Raw genomic sequence first — 23,447 nt, 5'->3', positions numbered from 1 at the left:
GAGCTGTATCGATTGCTTGGAAGCCTAACAACTGCCTCTGACAGTTCTTCGCGATGGCCGGCTGGCGTGCTTGCAGCGACCCGCCTGCAACAGTCATCGAGGGGCTTCCTAGCATGTCGGGGGTACGCCATGACGAGCAGGAGGTAGGCCAAGTGGAGAAGGGTGCGGTGCCGGGAGCTGTGATGAGGGCGGTGTTCGTCGCTGCCGCGATCGTCACCTTCGCCGCGGTGGCCTTGGGTTCGGTGGTGTGCGCGACGGATTCCAGCGCTGCGTGCCCGAACTGGCCGGGCTGCTACGTCGGTCAGATCGCGCCGGAGGCGCAGCTGAACCCCATCCTGGAGTTCGTACACCGTGTGGTCGCCGTCAGCTGTGGCCCGCTCCTGCTGGCCGCGGCGATCGTCGGGCTCCGCGTGAAAGATCCGCTGGTCAGGGTGCTGCCGTGGGTGGCCTTCGTCGGCGCCATGATCGCCGGTGTGCTGGGGATGCTGACGGTGAAGGTTGGCATCTCGAAAGCTTGGGCCGCCTTCGATCTCGGGGCTAGCCTCATCGCGCTCGTCGCGATCACCGTGGCAACCGTGTGCGTACTGCGGTATCCCCGACGGTGGCAGCCAGGCGCTACTGGACGCCTAGCCTGGGGTGCTGTTGGGGCGCTCTTCGCGTTCCACATCTGCAGCGTGCTGGTGGCGGGTTCCGGTTCGCTCACCCGCTGCATGAGTTGGCCCGTGTGGCGCGTCATCGAGGCTGATGGCAGCGCGGCCTGGCAATGGGCGCGTCTGGTGTTGGGCGGTGTGGCCGCGGTGCTCACCGTGCTGGTGGCGGTGCAAGGCCTGCGCCGCCGGGATACGCGTGTGTTTGGTGCCGTGCTGACGGTGTTGGTGGTGTGTGAGGTGGCGATGGGGCTCACCGTCGTCGCGCACGGCGCCGACCTCAGGGTGAAGGCCTGGTACGCCGCGCTGGCAGCCGCGACGTTCTGCGTCAGCGTGTGGGTCGCGAGCTTGGCGAGCGTCGCCAAACGCTGACCACTTCCCCGACGAGGAACCCCACGGCCGCAGGGAGCACCCACCCAAACCCCAAGTCGAAGCCGGGAAGCAGGCGCGTCCACGCGCCGCTGGGCAACCAGCCAGCGGTGACGAGCACCGTCGCGAGTGAAGCCAAGCCCGCGAAGAGCACTGGCATCCAGTGGATGGCTGCCTTACCCGCGACGAAACGGTCCAGCAAGCCGAGCACGATGAGCACGATGGCCATGGGATAGAGCACCTGCAGCACCGGCACGGCTGCATGGATGATGGTGTCGAGCCCGAGATTCGCCATAACCAGCGACCAGACCGTGAACCCGATGGCCCACCGTCGCTGGCTCCCAAGCCGGGGAAACATGAGCGAGAAGGTTTCAGCACTAGCGACGATGAGGCCGATCGCGGTCTTCAAACACGCGACGAACATAATCAGCGCGGCCAGCACATGCCCCGTACTGCCGAACAGCCAGCGTGACATCGTCGCCAGCGCCACTGCCCCGTTGGTGTCGCGGGCCACCAACTCAGTCATGCGCGAGCCCAGCACCGCGAGTGCGAGGTAGATCGCGCCCATGGCGACGGCCGCCACAGCACCCGCCTTGGTCACCTCGGCCGCAAGGCGTCCCTTGCTCGTCACTCCGAGCTTGCGGGCGGAATCGATCACGATAATGGCGAACGCGAGGGAAGCGAGCCCGTCCATCGTGTTGTAACCGTCGAGGATGCCGCGCGCAGCTGCGTGCGAGGCATAAGCCCCGACGGGGTCCGGCGCCGGGGCTGCCGGGGCGAGGAAGGCGGCGACGAGAAGCACGCCGAGGAGTACGAGGAAGATGGGTGTGAGGAATTTTCCGACGATGTCGAGGATGTGCCCAGGGCGAAGTGCAGCGACGAGGACGAGTACGAAGAACACCGCACTGAACGCCGCGAGCGCTAGGGCGTTTCCCTCGCTTTCCGAGCTGCCGAAGGCGATCTCGTACGACACGGTGGCGGTACGGGGTATCGCAAAGAACGGGCCGATCGTGAGGTAAAGCGCGCAGGTAAACACCGTCGCGAACACGGGGTGCACCCGTGATGCCAGCTCGGGCAAACTGCGGGTGCCTGCGGTGGCCGTCGCAATGACGCCAAGGACGGGGATACCGACCGCGGCGACGAGGAAGCCGAGCGCTGCGGGAACAACATTATTGCTGGCCTGCAGACCGAGCGAGACCGGAAAGATAAGGTTGCCGGCGCCGAAGAACAATCCGAATGTGAGTGAACCCAGCAGCAGGGCTTCGGCGATGCGAAGTGTGTGTGGAGCTGGGTTGAAGTTCACGGACGTGACTATGCCCCATGTCGTGAACATCGCGCTCCTTGGGGTGTGAAAAAATGAAGGCTGAACGAGTGATTAGGAGTCACAGATGAGCCTCGAGAAGCAGATCCACGACGACATGGTTGCCGCCATGCGCGCCAAAGACAAGACGCTCACCACCACGCTGCGCATGGCCATTGCCGCGCTGAAGAAGGAGAAGGTTGCTGGCGACGTCGCCCGCGAACTCACCGAGGACGAAGAGGTGGCGGTGCTGCAGCGCGAGGTGCGCGCTCGCAAGGATTCCGCTCAGGCGTATATCGACGGTGGTCGCCCCGAGTTGGCGGAGGCTGAAACTGCCGAAGCTGAGGTGCTCTCCAAATATCTCCCTGCCATGCTCACCGATGAGGAACTCGACCAGATCATCGCCGACGAGGTACAGGCGGCTGCCGACGCGTCGGGCGAGAAGCCCACGATGAAGCAGATGGGCCAGATCATGAAGGCCGTGAACGCGAAGGTGAGCGGTCGCGCCGAGGGCGCCACCGTCGCAGCAAAAGTGAAGCAGGCACTGGCTGGGTGACGTGCGGCGGCGCCGTGGTTTCGATACGCGAGCTACGCTCGCTACTCAACCACCGGGAGCGGCGCCGCTACTGCTCATCCACGAGGCAGTGGGCTGCGCCTGATGCGACGGCGGTGACAGCAAGCACGGATGGCCAGGCGCCAATCTTCTTGGCGAGCTTGTGGGAGTAGCCGAACCCGCCCACGTAGAGCGCGGTCAGCAGCATGGTCTTCCCCACTCCCCCTTTGCGCAGCCAGGTGCGGCCCGCATACAGCCCCGCGCCGACGAGCACCACGCCTCCAAGCGCACGGATGCCGGATTCGCGTGCCACCGCGAACCCGCCGCACAGCCCGAGCGCGACGAGCGGAGCAGTCTTCACTTGGTCTGAGTCTTTGAGCGTCATACCCGCAAGAGTACGCCCGGGGCGAAGATAGATCAGGTTCGTGGTGGGTAGACGAGCCACGAACCTGATCTATGTTTTGGAGGGGCTCAGTTAGCGATCGCCGGAGGCTGACATGCGGCCCGGTGACGCCGCGTTCGTGTTTACTACACTCATAGGGCATGTCTCCTTTGCGACCGATGTCGGCACGCGGCCAAATCCAACTAGTTGCTCCCGATCCGGAGCGCTTCGAGAGTTGGGCAGACTGTCTCTTCGAATTTGCTTCGGGTCCGATCGACGGCTCTGGCTTTCAAACGGGGCGAGTCCCGGCACCCAGCCGAAACACGTTTACCGAATACCTGTCCGACCGGCTCAGGGCTGGTGATCCTCGCACGCCGCTCCCGGAAGGTCGCGTTCACTGCACGTTTCTGTGGATCGTGGACAGCACTTGGCCTCAAGGGGGGACCACTCCTCGGATTCTTCGCCATCAGGCATGCGCTGACCCAGTTCCTCTTCGACCAAGCAGGACACATCGGCTACAGCGTGCGCCCAACCGCCCGACGACAGGGCATCGCATCCGAGGCGCTCATGGTTGGATTGCCCATTGCTGAAAGACTTGGTGCCAATCCGACCCTGGTGTGCTGCCTTGAAGAGAACGAGGCCTCGATGCGAACGATCCTGCACGCTGGTGGGCAGTACGACGAGTCATGCAACGGATTTCGAAGGTACTGGATAGGGCCTGAGCCGTGGCCGGCGGGGCCAACCGCCAAGTAGCCAGGGTAGATTCGCTCATGTTGCAAGGCTCCTCACCCGCAGGGTCCTTCCCAGCGGGTCTCGCCTTCAACGATGAGATTCGTCGGTTGTAACCCCAGTCGTTGTGCGATCTTTTGCGAGGCAATGTTATCGGGGTGGATGTGGGCAATCAGCTCGGTGACGCCTCGTCCAGCCAGAAGCTCCACGAGGAGCTGTGCCGCTCGGGTGGCGTACCCGTGCCCTTGCCATGCCTCACCGATCACCCAGGCAATCTCCGCCGGACCACCTGTGCTGGGAATGGTTGCTTGCACGTAGCCGATGGGCCGGTCATGAGGTTCAAGAACGACCACCTCATTGATCCACTGTTCCTGCCCATCCGGCGACACGCCGACAACCTGGACCGCATAGCGCCTTGCGAGCTCCGCTGCGGATGGCGGCTCGCCACCGATAAACTCGTAGAGCGACGCTGCGCCCAGGACCTCAACCATCGCGGTCGCATCGTCGACTGAGAGCGGACGGATCCGCACTGTGTTGAGCATGCATCCAAGTAGACCACCCGCTGGGAGCACGTGCAATCGATACCCTCGTGGTGGGTAGACGGGCCATGGACTTGATATATCTGTCGGGGTTTCGATACGCGCCTTCGGCGCTACTCAACCACCGGGTGCGGCGGGGTTTCGATATGCCCGCTTCGCGGGCTACTCAACCACCGGGCTCGCTCTGGCGTCGAGCACGCGGCTGCGCTAGTCAACCACCGGGCTGGCCCCCATGGTCGGGCTGACAGGATTTGAACCTGCGACCCCTTGACCCCCAGTCAAGTGCGCTACCAAACTGCGCTACAGCCCGTCGGACCTCAAGTCCGAGGATGAACATTACCGCACCGACCGGCGTCGCGCCAGTCGGTGCGGGATGCTCAGAACAGCACCTCGCGGCGGGCGGGTTCCGCCTTGTACAGCTCGCGTCCGCCACGGTACGACGCCAGCACGTCGGCATTGAACGACAGCGCTTCCACCCAGTCGTTCGCATCGAACACGATGAAGTTCGCGGGCTTACCCACTTCGATGCCGTATTCGTCGAGGTGCAACGTGCGGGCGGCATTGTGCGTGATGAAGCGGTACGAGTCGACGATCTGCTGACGCCCCATCATCTGTGTCACGTACAACCCGTTCAGCACCACGTCGCGCAGGTTGCCCGTGCCGAGCGGATTCCAGGGGTCGACGATGTCGTCCTGCCCGAAACTCACGTTCAGCCCCGCGTCGGTGAGTTCCTTCACACGGGTGACGCCTCGTCGTTTGGGATAGGTGTCCATTCTCCCCTGCAAGTGCGTGTTGACAAGGGGGTTCGACACGAAGTTGATGCCGCTCATCTGCAGCAGGCGCAGCAGCCGGATGAAGTAGGCATTGTTGTACGAGTGCATCGCTGTGGTGTGCGACGCGGTGACACGCTCGCCGATACCTGCCTCGTAGGCCCTGGCGGCCAGGGTTTCGAGGCCGCGGGATGCCTCGTCGTCAATCTCGTCGCAGTGCACATCCACCAGAAGGTTGAACTCCTGCGCCAGCTCCACTGCAAAGTTAAGCGACGACACGGAGTACTCGCGCGTGAACTCGAAATGCGGGATGGCGCCGATCACGTCGACTCCCATCTCCGCCGCCTTGCGCATGAGCGCGCGCCCATCCGGGAACGAGTCGATGCCTTCCTGCGGGAACGCGACGAGCTGCAGGGTGATGTCGTCGCGGAGTTCCTCGCGCAGCTCCAACAGCGCACGCATTGCGGTGAGTTCAGGGTCGGTGACATCGACGTGGCTACGCACGAATTGAATGCCGAAGCGCGCCTGCTGACGTACCGCCCTACCCACGCGCTCCTTCACATCGTCGACGGTGAGGCTGCGTTTCCGCTCACTCCACACCTCGATGCCCTCGAAGAGCGTGCCCGACTCGTTGTATCGAGGCTGGCCAGCGGTGAGGGCGGAGTCGAGGTGCACGTGCGATTCGATGATCGGCGGCAGTGCGAGCTTGCCGTGATAGTCGACGACGCGTTCCCCGTCGCGGGCTTCCAGGGACGACTCAATTTGGACGAACCGGCCCTGTTCGATGCGGATGCAGCTGGGCTGCTCCGCGTTTTCAATGCGGACGTTCTTAATGAGGAGATTCATCGATGCTGCACCGATTTCTGGATTCGTGCTCCGACCAGGTACACCACCAACGCTACCGCCATGGCGTTGATGGAAGCGATGCCCCATGGCACGAACCATCCGACGGCGGCACCTGCCAGTACGCCGGCCACCGAGCCCCACACGACGCGGTAGCGCGGCTTCTCTCCCCCGCCGGCGTAGTGCCAGGGCCTGGAGAAATAGTCGGCGATGAGGATTGCGCCGATGGGTGGCAGCGTCGCGTTGAGAAGGTTCAGCCATGTGATGAAGTTGTCGTAGAGCCACAGTGCGAGGAGGGTTCCAAGCACGCCGGCTACCAAGACGAGGGGTTTCTTCGCGATCTTGGTCACGTTCGCGAACCCGAGCCCGGTGGTGTAGAGGGCGTTGTTGTTCGTCGTCCAGATGTTCGCGCCGAGCACGATGAGTGCCGGCACGGCCAGACCCTGAGCGATCATCACGTAGAAGATGTCGTCCTTGCCCGTGAGCGCGCCGCCGACCGCACCGAAGCTGAACATCAGCGTGTTGCCGAGGAGGAACGCCACCACGGTGGTGACCACGGCAGATCGTGTGGACTTCGCGAACCGCGTGAAGTTCGGGGTGGCGGATCCACCGGATACGAATGAGCCGACGACAAGCGCCACGCCGGTCATGAGCGGCATCCCAGTGGATGAGGCGAACATCTGGCTGAGGCCGCCGCCGTCGGAAGTGGCGAGCACCATCGAGTACGTGCCGAGCACGGCAATCAGCGGTACGGAGATGAAGCTGACGATCTCGATGGCTTTGATGCCGAAGTAGGCCGACGCGGTCATCAGTGCGCCCGCGATGATGATGATCGGCCACGGGCCGATGTGCAGGAGCTCCGCCGTCGGGATAGCGAACATCGCGATGCCGACTCCGAACCAGCCCATCTGGGTCAGCGAGATCAGTGCTGAGGGGAGGAAACTGCCGAGCGATCCGAAAGATTGCTGTGCGAGGAGGTCGAAACCCATACCGGTTTTGGCGCCGACGAACCCGAGCGCCCCGGTGTAGATGGCGAGGATGACGCCGCCAATCAGCACGGCCTGTGTGTAGTGGGTAAAGCTCAGCCCGTTGCCGAGCTTTGCGCCGACGCTCATCGATGCCGAGAAAAAAGTGAAGCCGAGCATAACAAAGCCGACGGCCCAAAAGGAGCGTCGGCTTTGCTGTGGCACGGCTTCGAATGAGAAATCGTCATCGCGCGGAGGTTGTGGAGATTGCAGATGTGTACTCATGCGCCGCCTTCGAAATGTGCTCAAATTGCCTGAACAGTAATACAGGCAGAACACGGTGTGCAAATGCGACGGGCTGTACCGCGTGCGTTCAGTCTTCCACTTCGGCGTGCACCTTGTGGTCGACATTCGAGCGCGTCACCGTGACCTTGCGCGGCTTAGCCTGCTCAGCGATGGGGAGCGTGATGGTGAGCACGCCGTCGTTGTAGTTGGCCTCGATCTGGTCGAGCGCCACCCCATTGCCGAGTGACAGCTGACGCGCGTAGGTTCCGGTTGAGCGTTCGCGGGTGAGCCACTCAGTGTCTTCGCTGGTGACCGTAGCCCTGCGCTCGGCGCGCACGGTGAGGGTGTTCTCCTCGATATCTATATCGATGGAATCTGGGTCGACGCCCGGGAGGTCGATGTTCGCGACGAACGCTTCCTTGTCGCGGTACAGATCCATCGGCATGCCGACGCTTCCAGGCGTGCGGAACGCGGAGTTGATGGCGCGACCGAATTCGCGGAACGGGTCATAGTAGCTGGTTGTCATGGTTACTCCTTGCTTCTTGAGCCTCATCGGCTCAACTTCTACCTTGAGTCTACCTCACTCAAGTCAGAAAGCAAAGCCTTCGATGACTTGATACCCGCCCTGTGGGCGCTGCTCAATCATGGGAGGGCGTCGACAGGTGATTGATTAGCCTGAGACGCGTCTCGATATGCGGCTCCGCCGCTACTCGACGGTCGGGTGAGGGCCGCCGCTACTCGATGGTCGGGAAAGGGCCTCGGTGATTGAGTAGCGAGCGAAGCTCGCGTATCGAAACCACGCCGCAACGAAAGTCACGCAACCATTAACGTGCGGCGCTGCGCTTCTGGCGGGCGCGGACTTCGAGGTGGACGGGCGAACCGCGGAAGCCGAAGTCTTCCCGCAGCCGACGCTCGATGAAGCGGACGTACGACGGGTCCATCTGGCCGCTGGTGAACAGCGCAAACGTCGGCGGACAGTTCTGCGCCTGGGTACCAAACAAGATGCGCGGCTGCTTCCCACCACGCACGGGGTGCGGGTGCGAGGCGGACAGTCTGCCCAGGAACGAGTTGAATTTGCCCGTCGAGACGCGCGTCTCCCAACCCTCCGTCGACTCTTCGATGGCCTTCGACAGCTTCTCGACGTTGCGCCCGGTCAGCGCAGAGATGTTCACCGTCGGCGCCCATTGGAAGGCCACGAGATCGCGCTCCACCTCGCGCTCTAAGTAGCGGCGACGTTCCTCGTCGGTGAGATCCCACTTGTTAAATGCGATCACGAGCGCGCGCCCACTTTCCTCAATCGAGTTGAGGATGCGCAGGTCTTGGTCACTGATGGGCTCGGACGCGTCGATCACCAGAATGCACACTTCGGCGCGCTCGATAGCCGCCTGGGTGCGCAGGCTCGCGTAGTACTCGTGCCCGCTGGCTTCTTTGACGCGTCGGCGGATGCCCGCGGTGTCGACGAAGTGGTACACGTTGCCGCCCACCTCGACGATTTCGTCGACGGGGTCGACCGTCGTGCCAGAGATATCGGAAACTACAGAGCGCTGCTGCCCCGACAAGCGGTTGAGCAACGACGACTTACCCACGTTCGGCTTGCCGACGATTGCAACCCGCCGAGGCCCAGAGCGCTCCGCGGACGGCGTGGACGGAGCGTCGGGAAGGGCCGCGAGGACGGCGTCGAGGAGATCGCCGGAGCCCCGCCCGTGCAGCGCGGAGACGGGGTACGGCTCCCCCAGCCCAAGGTTCCACATGGTGGCGGCGTTCGCCTCGTGGCGTTGGTCGTCAACCTTATTCGCAGCGAGGATGACCGGCTTCTTGCTGCGTCGTAGCACCCGCACCACGGCCTCATCCTCGTCGAGTGTGCCCACGGTGGCGTCCACGACGAAAAGCACCGCGTCGGCGGTAGTGATGGCCAGCTCGGCCTGCTCCGCAATCTGGGCTGCCATGCCCTTGCCGTCGGATACCCAGCCGCCGGTGTCGACAACGATGAAGTCCTTGCCGTTCCAGTTCGCGTCGTAGCTGATGCGATCCCTGGTGACCCCCGGCTGGTCTTGCACGACGGCGGCCCGCCGCCCAAGAATGCGGTTCACCAGCGTGGACTTCCCGACGTTGGGTCGGCCCACCACCGCAACCACGGGCTTGATGGCTGCGTTGTCGGACTCAACAAAAATGTCGTCACTCACGGGTGCTCCTTGCAGCTGGCGTAGGGGAACGCCCAGTCTATCGGTTACGCCCGGATACGCGTTTGCTCTAGCGAGGCTCAGGCCATGTTCTCAACAACGTGAAACGCGGGCTCCTCGTAAGGATGGGCGGCGCGCAACGCGTCCACAATCTCGCCGCGCAGGCGGCGCGGAAACGTCAGCTCGACGCGGTGCTCCGTGACTCGCTCCAGCTCCCCCACCTGGCCGATGGTGGGGTTAGCGTCGCCGATAGGACGAAATTGGCCCGTCCCGGGGGTGAGGAATGCGCAGTGCTCATACTCTCCGACGGTGCCCGCGCCGGCCGCGAATAGCGCCGCCAGCACCGCGTCGGTGGCCTCCACCGGCACGTAAAACACCAGCACGTCCAGGGGCTCACGCATGCGGGAACAACTTCTCGATCTCGGCGACCACTTCGTCGGGGCTGATGAAGGTGGAGTCGATCACCACGACGCCCTCTGCGGCGTCGGTGAAGTTCGACACCGTGGAATCGTCGCGGTCGCGGCGCAGCACCTGGTCGGTGACGGCCGCATGGTCGGCCTTGCCAGACAGCTCCGCTTCGCGTCGGGCGACGCGGGCGGCGGGGTCGGCGACGAGCAGGATGCGCACGTCGGCATCGGGGGCGACGACCGTGGTGATGTCGCGCCCCTCGACGACGATGCGGCGGCGGTGCTCGTCGATGATGCTGCGCATGCGGTCGGTCAGAATGCGCCGTACATCAAGGTTCGTCGCGATGCGGGAGACAGCGGCGGAGATCCGGGGTTCGCGAATCTCCTCGGTGACGTCGCGGCCGTTGATGGTCAGGCGATTTCCCTCCACCACGGTCTGGATATCGAGCGTCGCACTGGCCACATAAGAAGCGATGTCCTCGTCGCGCACTTCCTCAGCCAGCACGCCTGCGGTCTCCGCACGGTACATTGCGCCAGTGTCGAGGTAGCCGAGCCCGTGCTTCGCAGCGAGCAGGCGCGCCGTCGTAGACTTTCCGGAGCCGGATGGCCCGTCGATAGCAATCAGCAACGAATCCATGGTTAGCCCTTTCTAGCCGCCGACGCGGCTACCCAGCCTTGACGCTCCAACGTGTCTCGGAACTGCTCCGCACGCTCATGCTCGACGAGGATGGTGAGGTAACCCACCTGCCGGACCGGATCGTGCCGGAGCTCGAAGTCCTCCACGTTCAATCCAGCATCGCCAATGTCGGTGAACAAGCGAGCGAGGGCGCGCGGCTCGTCGGGAATCTCGACGGTGACCTCGTGCACATCGATGGGATCCGAGCCATGCTTCACGAGTAGCGCCTTCGCGCCCGCCTGCCCTAACCCCAAGAACTGTTCAAGTTTCTCGGGTTGGTCGAGCACGCCCAGCAGGTAGCGAAGGTCTTCCGCAACTTCGTCGAGTTCGCCGCGAATGGCTTCGGCATTCGCAGAAATTATCTGCCGCCACAGCCCCGGATCCGAGCCTGCGATGCGGGTCACGTCGCGGATGCCCTGCCCGGCGAGCGCGATATTCTCCCCTGGAACCGCGCGCAGATGCGACGCCGTGAGGATGCTCATCAGGTGCGGCACGTGACTCACCTGCGCGACGGCGATGTCGTGCTGCTCAGCCGGCATGATTACCACGTGCGCCCCTGTGCGCTCGGCGAGATTCACCACCTGCTGGACTTGTTCGTCGGCATTGCCTGGCGCAGGCGTGACCACCCAGGTGCGGTCGACGAATAGATCGGGGCTTGCGGTGAGCGGACCGGTGTATTGCGAGCCTGCCATGGGGTGCGAGGGCACGTAGCGACCGGCGAGGGTGGGAGCCAGTGCCTGCACCTCGTTGACGATGGCGCCTTTCACCGAACCGACGTCGGTCACCACCGCGGCAGGGAATCGGTGCAGGGCATCTGCCACCACGCGTGCGATCACCGCGGGGGGTGTAGCCACCACCACGATGTCCACTTCATCGGCGGCGGGCAACCCGACGCGCCCCGCGCCGAGCCCGGCTGCCACCACGGCGTGCGCTCCGACCTGATCGGACAGCACCACGTCGCAGCCGTTCCGGGTGAGCGCGAGCCCCAGTGAGCTGCCCACTAAACCCGCGCCGATGATGAGCACGCGAGGATCAGCCATGCAGCATCGCCTCCACGTCGCTTACAGCGATGCGCCGGAACCGACGACGGCGCGTAAGCTGCCTATCCAGCACCGCCACCTCTAGCTGCGTGGCCGTGAGCGGCTCTCCCGTGCTGAGCGAGCCCGCGGCGAGTCGCACAGTATCCTCGAGTGAGTGACCCACCTCGTGCTGCTCACGCAGGGCCTGGGCGATGCGATCCGCGTCGCCTCCGATCACGCTCACCTGCTGCTCGTCGACGATCACCCCGTCGTAGCTGATGCGGTAGAGCACGTCGTCAGCTGCGGTTTCGCCGAGCTCTGCGAGGATCAGATCCACCTCGAATGGCTTATCCCCCGACGACGCGAACGCCCCACCGAGCAGCTGTGAGTAAGCGCCGGCGAGGCTGCGTGCGGTCACATCGCTGCGGTCGTAGGCGTAGCCGCGCAGGTCAGCGTGCTGAATACCTGCGACGCGTAGCATCTCGAACTCGTGGTAACGCCCTACCGCGGCGAACCCGATGCGGTCGTAAATTTCGGAGACCTTGTGCAGCGTCGACGAATGGTTCTCGGCGATGAACACGATGCCATTCGTGATCTGCAGTGCGGCGACGGAGCGCCCGCGGGCGATGCCCTTGCGCGCGAACTCAGCGCGGTCGAGCATCTGCTGCTCGGGGGAAACGTAGAACGGCATCGTCATAGCGCGGCTCCCCTCGGCCCTCCATAGCGTCGTGAACGCTGGGCGACGATGCGTTCCGCGACATCGTACACACCCTCGGCATCCAACCTCGCGACGCCGCTACTCGAGGCACGCATCACGATGGGCAGAATGCCCCGAGTGAGGTCAAGACCGGACGTGGCGGAATCATCGTCAGCAGCGTCGAAGAGTGACTGCAGCAGCACGGTCACCGCGGTAAGTTCGTCGGCTTCCGGATCGTGCAGTTTCTTCAGCGTCGAGCGAGCATATGAGGCCCCGGAACCGATGCCGGAGAACGCGCGTTCCTCGTAGCGGCCGCCGGTTCCGTCGTAGGTGAAGATACGCCCCGTGTTTGCCTGCGTATCCCATCCGGCAAACAGCGGCTGCACGGCGAGTCCTTGCATCGTCATGGGAAGGTTGTTGCGCACCAGCACTCCCAGCCTGTTCGCTTTGCCCTCGAAGCTGAGCGGCAGGCCCTCGATCTTCTCGAAGTGCTCCAACTCCACCTGAAACAGCCGCACGAGTTCGATGGCGATCCCCGCTGCACCGGCAATGCCGATCACCGATTCTTCGTCGGCGCCGAACACCTTCTCAATGTCATGCAGTGCGATGACATTGCCGACGGTGGCTCGTCGATCCCCTGCGACAACCACCCCGTCGGCATACCTACACGCGACGATCGTCGTGCCATGTGGCACGGTGGCGGACGCCTCGGCAATGGGCGTCAGCACGCCGCGACGTTCCGCGAGCTCCGTAAACGACGAAGTGAACCCGAGCAGCGGGTCAGTGGGTGTGCCCTGGTTCTGATGGATCACACCTGCCTCCTAAGATGTCCAGCATGATGCGCTTGGTTCCCCTCGGCTTGGATGTGCTGTTCGTACTGGTCTTCTCGGTGCTCGGTCGGATGAGCCACGGTGAAAGCCCGCTCGGGGTGTTCGTCACCGCGTGGCCGTTTCTCGTCGCTTGCCTCGTCGCCTGGGTGATCCTCGCCGCGCTCGGTGACGTGGGCACTGGCTGGCGCGCCGGTGTCGTGAGTTGGCTGGTCACCTGGCTGGGCGGCATCGCCGTGCGCCTGATGAGCGGCACCAGCGCCGCCGTCGCATTCATCCTTGTCGCTGGTGGTGTGCTCGCGCTCTTCCTGCTGGGATGGCGCGGTTGCTGGGCCTTGCTGGGGCGGCGTCGCGCTGCTCAGAGCTGAGGCCTGAGCGCCTCCCAACTGTTCTGGGATGTTGCGGGGGCGTGGGCCGACGTAGTCCGGTCCGTACGCGCCAGGTGCTGGGCGACGCTTGCGCATGGGCGCCTGCTGGCCCGGCGCAAGCCGCTTGGACGTCAACAAGAATCCGGTGTGGCTCGCCGTCGCATGCCCCGGACGGATGGCGAGCCCCTCGGCATGCCAGTCGCGCACCGTCGTCTCCGTCATCACGGGTTCAGTGAAGCCGCCGTGTGCACGCAGCGTGTCTGCGACGCGACCAAGCTGCGTCGTGGTGGCGACGTAGCAGCACAGCACGCCACCGGGCACCATGCGCTCCCCCACCGCATCGATGCATTCCCACGGTGCCAGCATGTCCAGGATGGCTCGGTCGATGGGCGCGTCAGTGATGGCTTCGACGAGGTCACCGACGCGCAATTCCCACGTGGGGTGGCCGTCGCCGAGGAAGCTCTCGATGTTCTTCGCCGCGACGTCGGCGAACTCCTGACGCCGTTCGTAGCTCATCAGCTTGCCGTCAGGCCCGATGGCGCGCAGCAGCGCCAGGGTCAGGGCTCCGGAGCCGACGCCCGCTTCCAGCACGCGGGCCCCTGGAAAGATGTCGGTCCACATCAGAATCTGTGCCGCGTCCTTAGGATAAATCACCGCTGCCTCGCGCGGCATCGACACCATGAATTCGTTCAAGATCGGGCGAAACGCCAGCCACTCCATGCCCGCAGCCGAACGAATCACCACACCTTCGGGTCCGCCCAGCAGATCGTCGTGACGCACGGCGCCGTGGGTGGTGTGCCACACCGCACCTTCCTTGAGCACGAGCGATTTGCGGCGACCTTTGGTATCGGTGAGCGTCACGCGCTCGCCCGGCCGCAATGGACCGTGTCGGACCCCCGACGCGCTCACTCGGCGTCCTTCAGCTGACGCCATGTGTCGACGAGACGGTCGAGGTTCGTCGTGGCGAGCCCATCGTCGAAGATGGCCATTCGTGGATGCGGATCCAGAGGCTGATGCATGGGCACCCCGACGACGTACCCGCCGGCTGCGAGCCCTGCCGCCGACCCAGAAATGGAGTCTTCCAAGATCACGCACTGCGACGCCGGGAGATCGAGGCGTTGCAACGCCAGTTCGTAGGCTTCCGGGTTCGGCTTGGGGTGGGTAACGTCATTGGCGGTGATGATGAATTCGAAGGCGGAGGGCAACTGCGCCATGGCGGCGTCGAGGATGTCCTGGTTGCTGGCAGTGACGATGCACTGGCGAAGGCCTCGAGCTGCGGCTTCTTCAACTATCTCCAAAGCGCCGGGCATGTACGGCATGCGATCACTGATTCGCCTGGCCACACGCGAGATGAGCTCCGTCATCACGGCGTCGCCGTCATCGGGACGGTCCATGGCCACGGCCAAATGCTGAGCGGCGATGCGCACGTGTTGCCCCACCATGCGCACTGCATCCTCGTCGGTCCACGAACCACCGTGCTCGGCCACCAGGAGTTTCTCCTCCCCGTGCCAATAGGGTTCGCTATTGACCAGGGTGCCGTCGAAATCCCAGATGATCGCTTGCAACGAATCCACACATGCTCCTTCCCAACTGTGGCAGCCTACCTGGTTGTCAGACGCTGAAGTACTTCGCCTCGGGGTGGTGCAAGATAATGGCGTCGGTGGACTGCTCGGGATGCAGCTGCAGCTCCCCACTCAACTCCACACCAATCCGCGACGGGTCCAGCAGGCGCACGAGTGCGATGCGGTCTTCGAGATTTGGGCAGGCCGGGTAGCCAAACGAGTACCGCGAGCCTCGGTAGGCCTGCTTGTGGATGGCCTCGTCAATGGTGCGTTCTTCGTCTGCATAGCCGAGCTCGGTGCGGATGCGCTGGTGCCAGTACTCGGCCAGCGCCTCGGTGAGCTGCACCGAGAGACCGTGAAGTTCGAGGTATTCGCGGTACGCATCGGCGGCGAACAGCTCGTTGGCGGCACCGGCCACGCGGGCGCCCATCGTCACCAGCTGCATGGGGAGCACGTCAGGTCCGAGCTGCTCTGTTTCCTCCTTATCGCGGAAGAAATCAGAGAGACAGAGTTTGCGGTCCCGCCGCTGCCTGGGGAACGTGAATCGGGCGACTTCCATCGTCGGATCTTCCGGATCACCGACGATGAGCGTCTCCGCCTCGGAATGCACCGGGAAATAGCCGTAGACGACGCCGAAGTCTGCAAGTGACTGCGTTGCGATGCGGTCGATCCACATGCGCAGGCGCGGCAAGGCTTCCTGCTCGACGAGCTCCTCATAGCTCATCCCATCGCGGTTACCGCGGAGCCCCCATCGTCCCATGAACGTTGCTCGGTGATCGAGCCATTCGAGAATGTCATTCATGCCGATGCCCTTAATCACGCGGGTACCCCAAAATGGCGGGGTGGGCACGGGGAGACCGCGGGCGACGTTGGAGCGGACGCCCAGCTCGGGCTCCTCGATCTCGACGAGCGATTCGCGAGCCTTCACCCGTCGTTGTTTACGTTCCGGAAGCTTCGCTCCCGGAACGCCCTGTTTCACGGCCATCACGGCATCCATCAACGCCAGGCCCTCAAACGCGTCCCTGGCGTAGCGCACCTCGCCTTCGAACAGGTCACCCAGATCCTGCTCGACGTAGGCGCGGGTGAGCGCCGCACCACCGAGCAGCACCGGGTACTTTTCGGCGAGCCCAAGGCGATTCATCTCGACGAGGTTGTCTTTCATCACCAGCGTCGATTTCACAAGCAACCCAGACATGCCAATCACATCGGCGTTGTGCTTCTCCGCGGCATCGAGGATGGCCTGGATGGGTTGCTTGATGCCAATGTTGATGACGGTGTAGCCGTTGTTGCTCACGATGATATCGACGAGGTTTTTACCGATGTCGTGTACGTCGCCGCGAACCGTGGCTAACACCAGGGTGCCTTTGCCGGAACCATCGCTTTTCTCCATGTGCGGTTCGAGGTGCGCGACGGCGGCCTTCATCGTCTCCGCTGACTGCAGCACGAACGGCAGCTGCATCTGCCCAGAGCCGAACAGGTCGCCCACCACTTTCATGCCCGCGAGCAGGTCTTCGTTGATGATGGCGATGGCTTCCTTCGTTTGCAGCGCTTCCTCCAGATCCGCCTCGAGGCCCTTCGCCTCTCCGTCGATGATGCGTCGCTGCAGGCGCTCGCCAAGCGGCAGCGCGGCGAGTTCCGCAGCCCGGGTTTCTCGAGCCGACTTCGCGGTGACACCCTCGAACATTTCGAGGAACTTCGCGAGCGGGTCGTAGTCGTCGCGACGGTCGTAGATGAGGTCGAGCGCCACCTGACGCTGCTCGTCAGGGATGCGATCCATGGGCAGGATTTTCGCCGAATGCACGATCGCGGAATCGAGACCGGCCTGGACGCATTCGTGGAGGAACACGGAGTTCAGAACGATGCGTGCAGCCGGGTTGAGTCCGAACGACACGTTGGACACACCGAGCGTCGTACGCACGCCGGGATACTTGGCCTTCAGCTCGCGGATCGCTTCTATCGTCTCCAGCGCATCGCGACGAGTTTCCTCCTGGCCGGTGCCGATGGGGAATGTGAGGCAGTCGACGAGAATGTCGCCCACGTGCATGCCCCAGTTGCCGGTGAGGTCGTCGATGAGCCTCGACGCGCACCGCACCTTCCACTCGGCCGTACGCGCTTGGCCCTCCTCATCGATGGTGAGTGCGACCACCGCCGCGCCATGCTCGCGGACCATGGGCATCACGCGTGCAAAGCGGCTGTCCGGGCCGTCCCCGTCTTCGTAGTTCACAGAGTTGACCACGCAGCGCCCGGCCAGTTTCTCGAGCCCGGCGCGGATCACGTCGGGCTCGGTGGAGTCGAGCATGATCGGGAGAGTGACCGACGTGGACAGTCGGCCCGCGAGTTCCTTCATGTCGCTCACGCCGTCGCGTCCGACGTAGTCAGCGCACAGGTCGAGCAGGTGGGCCCCGTCGCGGGCCTGGGCCTTTGCGATGTTGACGCAGTCATCGAAACGCCCTTCGAGCATCGCTTCGCGGAACGCTTTCGAGCCGTTGGCGTTGGTGCGCTCGCCGATGCTCAAGTAGCTCGCGTCTTGATCGAAGGGCACCTCGACGTACAGCGAGCTGATCGCATGCTCGGGCTGCGGGTCGCGCGGCGCGACTTCCTTGCCCCCGAACCGCTCCACGAGTACCGCGACGTGTTCGGGCGTCGTTCCACAGCAGCCGCCGACGAGGGCGAGACCATAGTTGTCGACGAAAGGCTCGAGCGCGTCAGCAAAGGGCTCCGCGTCGAGCGGGTAGACCGCTCCGTCAGCGGTGATTTCAGGCAGGCCGGCGTTCGGCATGCAGGCGATGCTGCGGGTATAGCGTCGGGATAGGTGACGCAGGTGTTCGCTCATCTCGGTGGGGCCGGTGGCGCAGTTCAGCCCAACCGAATCCACGCCCAGTGCGTCGAGCGTGATGAGTGCCGCGCCGATCTCAGAACCGAGCAGCATCGTGCCCGTGGTCTCCACGGTGACGTTGACGAGGATCGGCAGATCCACCCCGGCCTCGGTCCGCGCACGCTTGGCTGCAATCACCGCTGCCTTCGCCTGTAACAGATCCTGGCAGGTTTCGATGAGCACGGCGTCGATGCCGCCGCGCAGCATGGCAGCCACCTGCCGTTGGTACGCGTCTCGAATATCGGCGAAGCGGATGTGGCCGAGGGTGGGTAGCTTCGTGCCCGGCCCCATCGAGCCAAGCACGAAGCGAGGCTTGTCGGTGTACTCGTCGGCCGTAGTGCGTGCGATGCTCGCGGCAGCCTCAGCAAGCTCCTCGAGGCGCTCTCCGATGTCATACTCGCCGAGTGCGGCGAGGTTGGTGCCGAAGGTGTTGGTCTCAATGCAGTCGGCGCCAGCGTCGAGGTAGGAGCGGTGGATCTGCTCAACAACGTCGGGGCGCGTGATGTTGAGGATCTCGTTGCAACCCTCGAGGCCCTGGAAATCTTCCTCCAGCGAGAGGTCGGTAAACGACTGGAGCATCGTGCCCATCGCGCCGTCTGCCACCAGCACTCGCGTGCCTAGGAAGTCTCGAAAGCTGCTGTTCATGCGGGACACTGTATCGGCAACCGACAGTAGACCGAATCACGATGGTCCGCCCGCGGACGCCCGCGCTAGGCTGGTGAAATGCATTTCGAGCCACCCACCGATCTTCGTGACCCCGCGGTCGTGATCGCCTTCAGCGGATGGAACGACGCAGCGAACGCGGCGAGCGACTTGGCGGAGCGCCTCATCGAGGCGCTCCCCGGCGATGAGTTGCAGTCCATCGACGATGAAACGTACTTCGATTTTCAAGCCACCCGCCCGCTAGTGCGCCGGGAGGCCGACGGTACGTGGATCGAGTGGCCAAGCATCAGGTTCCGCAGGCTCCGGCACGAAACCCGCGACATCATCATGGTCGTCGGCCCCGAACCGAACCTGCGCTGGCGAAGCTTCTGCCGCGAGATCGTGGAACGCGTCGAGCAGTTCTCCCCCAGCATCACGCTCACCCTCGGCGCGATGCTGGCGGATACGCCGCACTCCCGCCCCTTCCCCACGGGCTTATACGCGCACACCGAGGACCTGCGCGAACGCTTGGGCTTCGAGTCATCGTCGTACTCCGGGCCTACCGGCATCATCGGTGTGCTCAGCCAGGCCCTCGCGCACGCCGGGCTGCCGTCAGCGTCGCTGTGGGTGTCGGTGCCGCATTACGTGTGCAACCCGCCGAACCCCAAGGCGCAGCTTCAGCTGCTGGAGCGCCTCGAAACTGCGTTGTGCGTGCAGTTCGACCGCGACGATCTGGAGTCCGCGGCAGCATCCTGGATCGAAGCAGTGGATGAGCTCGCTGGCCAAGACCCGGATATTGAGGAGTACATCGGGCAACTTGAGGAAGCGCGCGATCAAGAGGTGGTTGAAGAAAACTCCGGTGAGCGCATCGCCGAGGAATTCGAGAAGTATCTTCGCCACCGCGGCGGTTGAGCGCAGCCCGATTCGTGAGGGCGCCGGTCAGACGGTGCTCTTGGCAGCGGCAAGAGCACGCAGCTGATCGATCATCGCGTCGCAATCATCTTCCCGGTACACCGCAGACCCAGCGACGAACACATTCGCCCCAGCCTCCGCGCAGCGTTCTATAGTTTCGACGGACACCCCTCCGTCGACCTGAATGGAGATGTCGCGATCACCGATGGTCTTGCGCAGCCGGCGAATCTTCGGCAGCACCAGGTCGAGGAACTTCTGTCCGCCAAAACCTGGCTCGACCGTCATGAGCAGCACCATGTCCACCTCATCGAGCATGTCTTCGACCATCTCGACCGGCGTGGCCGGATTCAGCGCCGCCGACGAGCGGGCACCCAGCCGGCGCAGTTCTCGCGCCAAACGCACCGGAGCTTTCGCCGCTTCGATATGGAATGTTACTGACGTGGCCCCCGCTTCCGCGTAGGCCGGGGCCCAGCGGTCTGGCGCCTCAATCATGAGATGCATATCGATGGGAAGCTTGGTGTGGCGCACCAGCGATTCCACCACGGGCAAGCCGAGCGTGAGGTTAGGCACGAAATGCCCATCCATCACGTCGACGTGCACCATGTCCGCATGCGAGATGCGAGACACCTCCGCTGCGAGGTTGGCGAGGTCGGCGTTCAGAATGCTTGGGGTGATCTGCAGGTCCATACTGGGCAGTCTATCGACGCCTCATAAGGGCGAGGAACATGGCATCGGTACCGTGTCGGTGCGGCCACAATTGCACGAACGGGCCATCGGCACAGTTGGGCACTTCTGGCAGCGAGGCCGGGGCGTCGAGCAATTCCACGTCGGAATGGTCCGCCAGCACATCGTGCACGATGTCCCTGGTTTCTGCACGGTGCGGGGAACACGTTACGTAGGCGACGACCCCACCGCGCATCGTCGAGTCCAGCGCACAGCCGAGCAATGCTCGCTGCAGGGGCTGCAATTCGAGCACGTCTTGCTCCGTTCGGCGCCAGCGTGATTCCGGCCGCCTGCGCAACGCACCCAATCCGCTGCAGGGTACATCCACCATCACGCGTGCGAAGCTTAATGGCGCCCAGGCAGCGCGGGTGCCGTCGGCGGTGATCACGGGCACGTCGCCGTAGCATCGCAGGGCGCGTTGCACGAGCTGGGCGCGGTGTTCGTGTGTTTCGCTGGCGAGCAGCCAGGTGCGGTGTTGCATGGCGAGCCCTGCGAGCAGCGCGGCCTTTCCCCCCGGCCCAGCGCACATGTCGAGCCACGGCCCCAACGGCGCCTCCGCACGGCTGAGCGCGAGCGCCATGAGTTGTGACCCCTCGTCCTGCACACCGGCGCGCCCTTCAAGCACAGCCGGAACATCCGATGGGTCACCCTCTCGCACCGCCCCGAACGGCGAGTAGCTGCATGGCGTGCCGTCGAGCTCTGCGATCTCCGCCAGGCCAGGCCGAATGACGAGCGTCGGCACCGGTGCCACGTTGTTGGCGCGCAGCGCATCCTCGAGTTCATCCATAGGCAGCATCTCCGCAAGCGCGCGGGCTACCCACTCAGGGTGATGTCCTCGGAGTGCGGCCGCTGCCGTCGCATCCTTGCCTTCGGCAACAAGCGCGGTCCATTCATCCAAGCTGCGAACGGCAATCTTGCGCATAATCGCGTTCACCACCCCACTCACGCGCTTGCCGATTCTCGTCTTGGCGAGTTCCACGGTCTGGCCCACTGCTGCATGAGGGGGAATCCGCATACTGAGTAGCTGATGCGCGCCCAAGCGCAGCACGTCGACGACGGCTGGCTGCAGGCTGCTGAGCTTCCGGTTTCCGGCCCGCGCAATGATTACGTCATAGGTGCCCATGAAACGGCAGGTTCCGCTCACCAGTTCGGTGACGAACGCGGCGTCCCTGGTACTGAGGCCAGCAGTGGCAAGCCGTTTGGCGAGCGCGAGGTTCGCGTAGGCGTCGTGCGAGGTGACGTCTCGCAGCACATCGAACGCAATCGCGCGGCTCATCGCAGCTCGCCCTGCCCCTTGCCGCGCGCCCAGTCGATCGCTGCCATACGTCGTTTGCCAGAGGCCTGCACTTCGAGCAGTTCGACGGCACCGTCGCCACAGCCGACGAACACCTGGCGCTTCGTCACCACCAACAGGCCTGGTGCCGCCTCTACGTCAGGGGCGAGCCGAGCACGAAATACCTTCAAACGTAAGTCGCCGTCCATGCACCAGGCACCTGGATCGGGCGAGCAGCCGAGCACGTGATTGCGCACGTCCTCGGCCGGTTGCTGGAAATCAATCCTCGCTTCATCGACGGTGAGCTTCCGCGCGACGGTCACCCCGTCGCTGGGCTGTTCCTGAGGCGTCGCGCCTTGAGCAATGGAATCCATGACTCTCACGAGCTGCGCTGCGCCAGAACTCGCCAGCTGCGTCAGCAGCTCGCCGGCCGTCGACTCCGGCATGGCGTGGCGTTCCACGTCGAAGATGGGCCCCGCGTCGAGTGCGGACACGATGCGGAAGCAGGTGGTGCCCGTCTCACTATCCCCCGCCATGATCGCGCGTTGGACGGGAGCAGCGCCACGCCAACGCGGGAGCACGGAAAAGTGCAGATTAATCCAGCCTTGGGCAGGAATGTCGAGGGCAGACTGGGGAAGCAATGCACCGTAGGCCACCACCGCGCACACGTCGGGTGCCAGCACGCGAAGCGACGCTTGGAAGTCATCGTCGCGCGGGTGATCCGGCTTCAGTACAGGAAGCCCGAGCTCGTCGGCGCGTGCCGCCACCGGAGAGGGGGCGAGTTTGCGTCCCCGCCCCGCTGGCGCATCCGGGCGAGTGACCACACCCACCACGTTGTGCTTCGACTGCACGAGTGCGTCGAGCGAGGGCACGGCCACATCGGGGGTTCCCGCGAATACGATTCTCATGCCATCACCTTAGGATCGACCTGATAATTCAGCACCCCGCCTTGCTTCTTCGCGGAGCGGATCGCTGCAGCGGATTTCATTTGGCGGATGAACTCGCGCCCGTTGTCCAAATCTGCGCGCAGCAGGGCAGCCCACTGCTCGTGACCAATCTCGGTAGGGCCCAACACTTCGACGCCGTCCCAGGGCGCGTTGCCCAGGAAGGCGCGCACAGCGTCGGACTCTCCGGTGACTCGTGCCATCCTCACCGCAGGCAAGAGCCGAGCCTGCTCGCGTTCGACGAGTTCGCGAGCGGCGAAACCGACGGCATCGCAGCGCGCCATCGCTTGGACCGCCGGGTGCAGATGGGCCCCGACGATCAAGGCCCGGCCGTTGTCGGCTGGTGGCCGCACGAGGGCAAGCGCGTTTGTCCACCGTCGGATTGCCTCCTCCGGAGCGCGCACATCAGCCCGGCTGAGCGTCACATCGGCATCCAAGATGAGCAGCCCGGTGTACCCACCGTCGACGCGTGGCTCAGCACCTGGGGTAGCGACGACGATGGCGGGCTCATTAGGGGCTTCAGCACGAATCCGGTCGGCGGAGCTATTGAGCGAGAGCACGCCTGGAAATGCCCTGGCTAGCTCTTCGGCAGTGCGCGTCGCCCCCGGCAGCGGCGTGCGCAGCTGTGTGGCGTGACACGTGCGGCACTCCCAACGGATGGGGCGGAAACCGCACATGCCGCACACGGGCTCGTTGGCTCGACGGGCGCGCAGCATGGACCCGCACTGAGGACACCTGGCGAGGTTGCGGCAACGTTCACACGCCAGTGCGGCAGAGTGCCCGCGCATCGGCACCTGCACCAACACCGGCCCCTCGGGAAGCTGTGCCCGCAAGAACTGAAACGCCGTGGACGGGATGCGCAGCTTGGCAGCGGTCGGATCGCGGTGGCGGTCCTCGTCGCTGATGGTGCGCATCTGAGGCACCACGCGGCGCAGCTGCGTGGGAGCCAGCCGAATCTCG

At 64.3% G+C, this 23,447-nt stretch carries 22 protein-coding genes, 1 tRNA gene and 2 pseudogenes; 5 read left to right on the top strand and 20 right to left on the bottom strand.

What is annotated here, in order from left to right; translation table 11 throughout:
• Window positions 1-113: 113 nt before the first annotated feature.
• Window positions 114-1,019, top strand: a complete 906-nt coding sequence (locus Q0X61_RS04055) for a heme A synthase (RefSeq protein ID WP_297740607.1) — start codon at window positions 114-116, stop codon at window positions 1,017-1,019.
• Here Q0X61_RS04055 and brnQ read toward each other — a convergent pair.
• Window positions 976-2,349, bottom strand: a complete 1,374-nt coding sequence (gene brnQ, locus Q0X61_RS04050) for a branched-chain amino acid transport system II carrier protein (RefSeq protein WP_297740605.1) — start codon at window positions 2,347-2,349, stop codon at window positions 976-978. The genes Q0X61_RS04055 and brnQ overlap by 44 nt on opposite strands.
• A gap of 55 nt (window positions 2,350-2,404) precedes the next feature.
• Here brnQ and Q0X61_RS04045 point away from each other — a divergent pair, with 55 nt between their 5' ends.
• Window positions 2,405-2,872 carry a GatB/YqeY domain-containing protein gene (locus Q0X61_RS04045; RefSeq protein WP_297740603.1) on the top strand — a complete coding sequence of 156 codons (468 nt, stop codon included), beginning with the start codon at window positions 2,405-2,407 and terminating at the stop codon, window positions 2,870-2,872.
• A 67-nt stretch (window positions 2,873-2,939) separates the two neighbouring features.
• Here the strand turns inward: Q0X61_RS04045 and Q0X61_RS04040 are convergent, their stop codons facing one another.
• Window positions 2,940-3,254, bottom strand: a complete 315-nt coding sequence (locus Q0X61_RS04040; RefSeq protein ID WP_297740601.1) for a hypothetical protein — start codon at window positions 3,252-3,254, stop codon at window positions 2,940-2,942.
• Between the two features lie 357 nt (window positions 3,255-3,611).
• On the opposite strand from Q0X61_RS04040, the gene Q0X61_RS13350 reads away from it, so the two are divergent.
• Window positions 3,612-4,004, top strand: coding sequence for a GNAT family N-acetyltransferase (locus Q0X61_RS13350; RefSeq protein WP_367270701.1), 393 nt, complete (start codon window positions 3,612-3,614; stop codon window positions 4,002-4,004).
• Between the two features lie 32 nt (window positions 4,005-4,036).
• On the opposite strand, the gene Q0X61_RS04035 is transcribed toward Q0X61_RS13350, so the two are convergent.
• The 11 genes from Q0X61_RS04035 to prcB all read right to left on the bottom strand — a co-directional run bounded on the left by Q0X61_RS04035 (window position 4,037) and on the right by prcB (window position 13,173).
• Window positions 4,037-4,522: a GNAT family N-acetyltransferase gene (locus Q0X61_RS04035; RefSeq protein ID WP_297740600.1), complete on the bottom strand. Its 486-nt coding sequence runs from the start codon at window positions 4,520-4,522 to the stop codon at window positions 4,037-4,039.
• A gap of 230 nt (window positions 4,523-4,752) precedes the next feature.
• Window positions 4,753-4,829: transfer RNA gene (locus Q0X61_RS04030), tRNA-Pro, on the bottom strand.
• Between the two features lie 67 nt (window positions 4,830-4,896).
• Entirely contained in the window at window positions 4,897-6,135 is a 1,239-nt protein-coding gene (gene codA, locus Q0X61_RS04025) for a cytosine deaminase (RefSeq protein ID WP_297740598.1), read from the bottom strand.
• Window positions 6,132-7,382: a cytosine permease gene (gene codB, locus Q0X61_RS04020; protein ID WP_297740597.1), complete on the bottom strand. Its 1,251-nt coding sequence runs from the start codon at window positions 7,380-7,382 to the stop codon at window positions 6,132-6,134. Before codB ends, codA begins: the two co-directional genes overlap by 4 nt.
• Window positions 7,383-7,470: 88 nt before the next feature.
• The gene (locus Q0X61_RS04015) at window positions 7,471-7,908 is read right to left on the bottom strand and encodes an Hsp20/alpha crystallin family protein (RefSeq protein WP_297740595.1); all 438 of its coding nucleotides are present in this window, start codon (window positions 7,906-7,908) and stop codon (window positions 7,471-7,473) included.
• Between the two features lie 298 nt (window positions 7,909-8,206).
• On the bottom strand, window positions 8,207-9,565 hold the full coding sequence (der, locus tag Q0X61_RS04010; protein WP_297740593.1) for a ribosome biogenesis GTPase Der: 1,359 nt from the start codon (window positions 9,563-9,565) through the stop codon (window positions 8,207-8,209).
• A gap of 77 nt (window positions 9,566-9,642) precedes the next feature.
• Entirely contained in the window at window positions 9,643-9,963 is a 321-nt protein-coding gene (locus Q0X61_RS04005; RefSeq protein WP_297740591.1) for a hypothetical protein, read from the bottom strand.
• Window positions 9,956-10,606, bottom strand: a complete 651-nt coding sequence (cmk, locus tag Q0X61_RS04000; protein WP_297740589.1) for a (d)CMP kinase — start codon at window positions 10,604-10,606, stop codon at window positions 9,956-9,958. The genes Q0X61_RS04005 and cmk overlap by 8 nt, the downstream gene beginning before the upstream one ends.
• Window positions 10,607-10,608: 2 nt before the next feature.
• Window positions 10,609-11,685 (bottom strand): prephenate dehydrogenase, encoded by a 1,077-nt coding sequence (locus tag Q0X61_RS03995; protein WP_297740587.1) that lies wholly within the window; start codon window positions 11,683-11,685, stop codon window positions 10,609-10,611.
• Complete coding sequence (prcA, locus tag Q0X61_RS03990) at window positions 11,678-12,361, bottom strand: proteasome subunit alpha (protein ID WP_297740585.1); 684 nt, start codon at window positions 12,359-12,361, stop codon at window positions 11,678-11,680. The genes Q0X61_RS03995 and prcA overlap by 8 nt, the downstream gene beginning before the upstream one ends.
• Window positions 12,358-13,173: a proteasome subunit beta gene (gene prcB / locus Q0X61_RS03985; protein ID WP_297740583.1), complete on the bottom strand. Its 816-nt coding sequence runs from the start codon at window positions 13,171-13,173 to the stop codon at window positions 12,358-12,360. The genes prcA and prcB overlap by 4 nt, the downstream gene beginning before the upstream one ends.
• Before the next feature lie 14 nt (window positions 13,174-13,187).
• Here prcB and Q0X61_RS13345 point away from each other — a divergent pair, with 14 nt between their 5' ends.
• The gene (locus Q0X61_RS13345) at window positions 13,188-13,556 is read left to right on the top strand and encodes a DUF3054 domain-containing protein (RefSeq protein WP_367270704.1); all 369 of its coding nucleotides are present in this window, start codon (window positions 13,188-13,190) and stop codon (window positions 13,554-13,556) included.
• Between the two features lie 243 nt (window positions 13,557-13,799).
• Here the strand turns inward: Q0X61_RS13345 and Q0X61_RS13340 are convergent.
• The 3 genes and pseudogenes from Q0X61_RS13340 to metH all read right to left on the bottom strand — a co-directional run.
• Window positions 13,800-14,489 (bottom strand): annotated as a pseudogene (locus Q0X61_RS13340) (tRNA (adenine-N1)-methyltransferase); the annotation flags it as partial.
• The gene (locus tag Q0X61_RS03975) at window positions 14,462-15,130 is read right to left on the bottom strand and encodes an HAD family phosphatase (protein ID WP_297740580.1); all 669 of its coding nucleotides are present in this window, start codon (window positions 15,128-15,130) and stop codon (window positions 14,462-14,464) included. The gene Q0X61_RS03975 and the pseudogene Q0X61_RS13340, both read right to left, overlap by 28 nt.
• 37 nt (window positions 15,131-15,167) lie before the next feature.
• On the bottom strand, window positions 15,168-18,638 hold the full coding sequence (gene metH, locus Q0X61_RS03970; protein ID WP_297740578.1) for a methionine synthase: 3,471 nt from the start codon (window positions 18,636-18,638) through the stop codon (window positions 15,168-15,170).
• Window positions 18,639-18,716: 78 nt separating this feature from the next.
• Here metH and Q0X61_RS03965 point away from each other — a divergent pair, with 78 nt between their 5' ends.
• Entirely contained in the window at window positions 18,717-19,547 is an 831-nt protein-coding gene (locus Q0X61_RS03965; RefSeq protein ID WP_297740576.1) for a PAC2 family protein, read from the top strand.
• 27 nt (window positions 19,548-19,574) lie between these two features.
• On the opposite strand, the gene rpe is transcribed toward Q0X61_RS03965, so the two are convergent.
• From rpe to Q0X61_RS03945, 4 genes and pseudogenes are all read right to left on the bottom strand, one after another.
• Window positions 19,575-20,234: a ribulose-phosphate 3-epimerase gene (gene rpe, locus Q0X61_RS03960; protein ID WP_297740574.1), complete on the bottom strand. Its 660-nt coding sequence runs from the start codon at window positions 20,232-20,234 to the stop codon at window positions 19,575-19,577.
• A 10-nt stretch (window positions 20,235-20,244) separates the two neighbouring features.
• Window positions 20,245-21,546 (bottom strand): RsmB/NOP family class I SAM-dependent RNA methyltransferase, encoded by a 1,302-nt coding sequence (locus Q0X61_RS03955; RefSeq protein ID WP_297740572.1) that lies wholly within the window; start codon window positions 21,544-21,546, stop codon window positions 20,245-20,247.
• The gene (fmt, locus tag Q0X61_RS03950) at window positions 21,543-22,451 is read right to left on the bottom strand and encodes a methionyl-tRNA formyltransferase (protein ID WP_297740570.1); all 909 of its coding nucleotides are present in this window, start codon (window positions 22,449-22,451) and stop codon (window positions 21,543-21,545) included. Before fmt ends, Q0X61_RS03955 begins: the two co-directional genes overlap by 4 nt.
• A pseudogene (locus Q0X61_RS03945) lies at window positions 22,448-23,447 on the bottom strand (hypothetical protein); the annotation flags it as partial. The gene fmt and the pseudogene Q0X61_RS03945, both read right to left, overlap by 4 nt.

The sequence above is a fragment of the uncultured Tessaracoccus sp. genome, assembly GCF_947255005.1.
GTDB lineage: Bacteria > Actinomycetota > Actinomycetes > Propionibacteriales > Propionibacteriaceae > Arachnia.
Note: the sequence above shows the minus strand (reverse complement) of the source record. Positions and strands in the feature narration are given on the sequence as shown.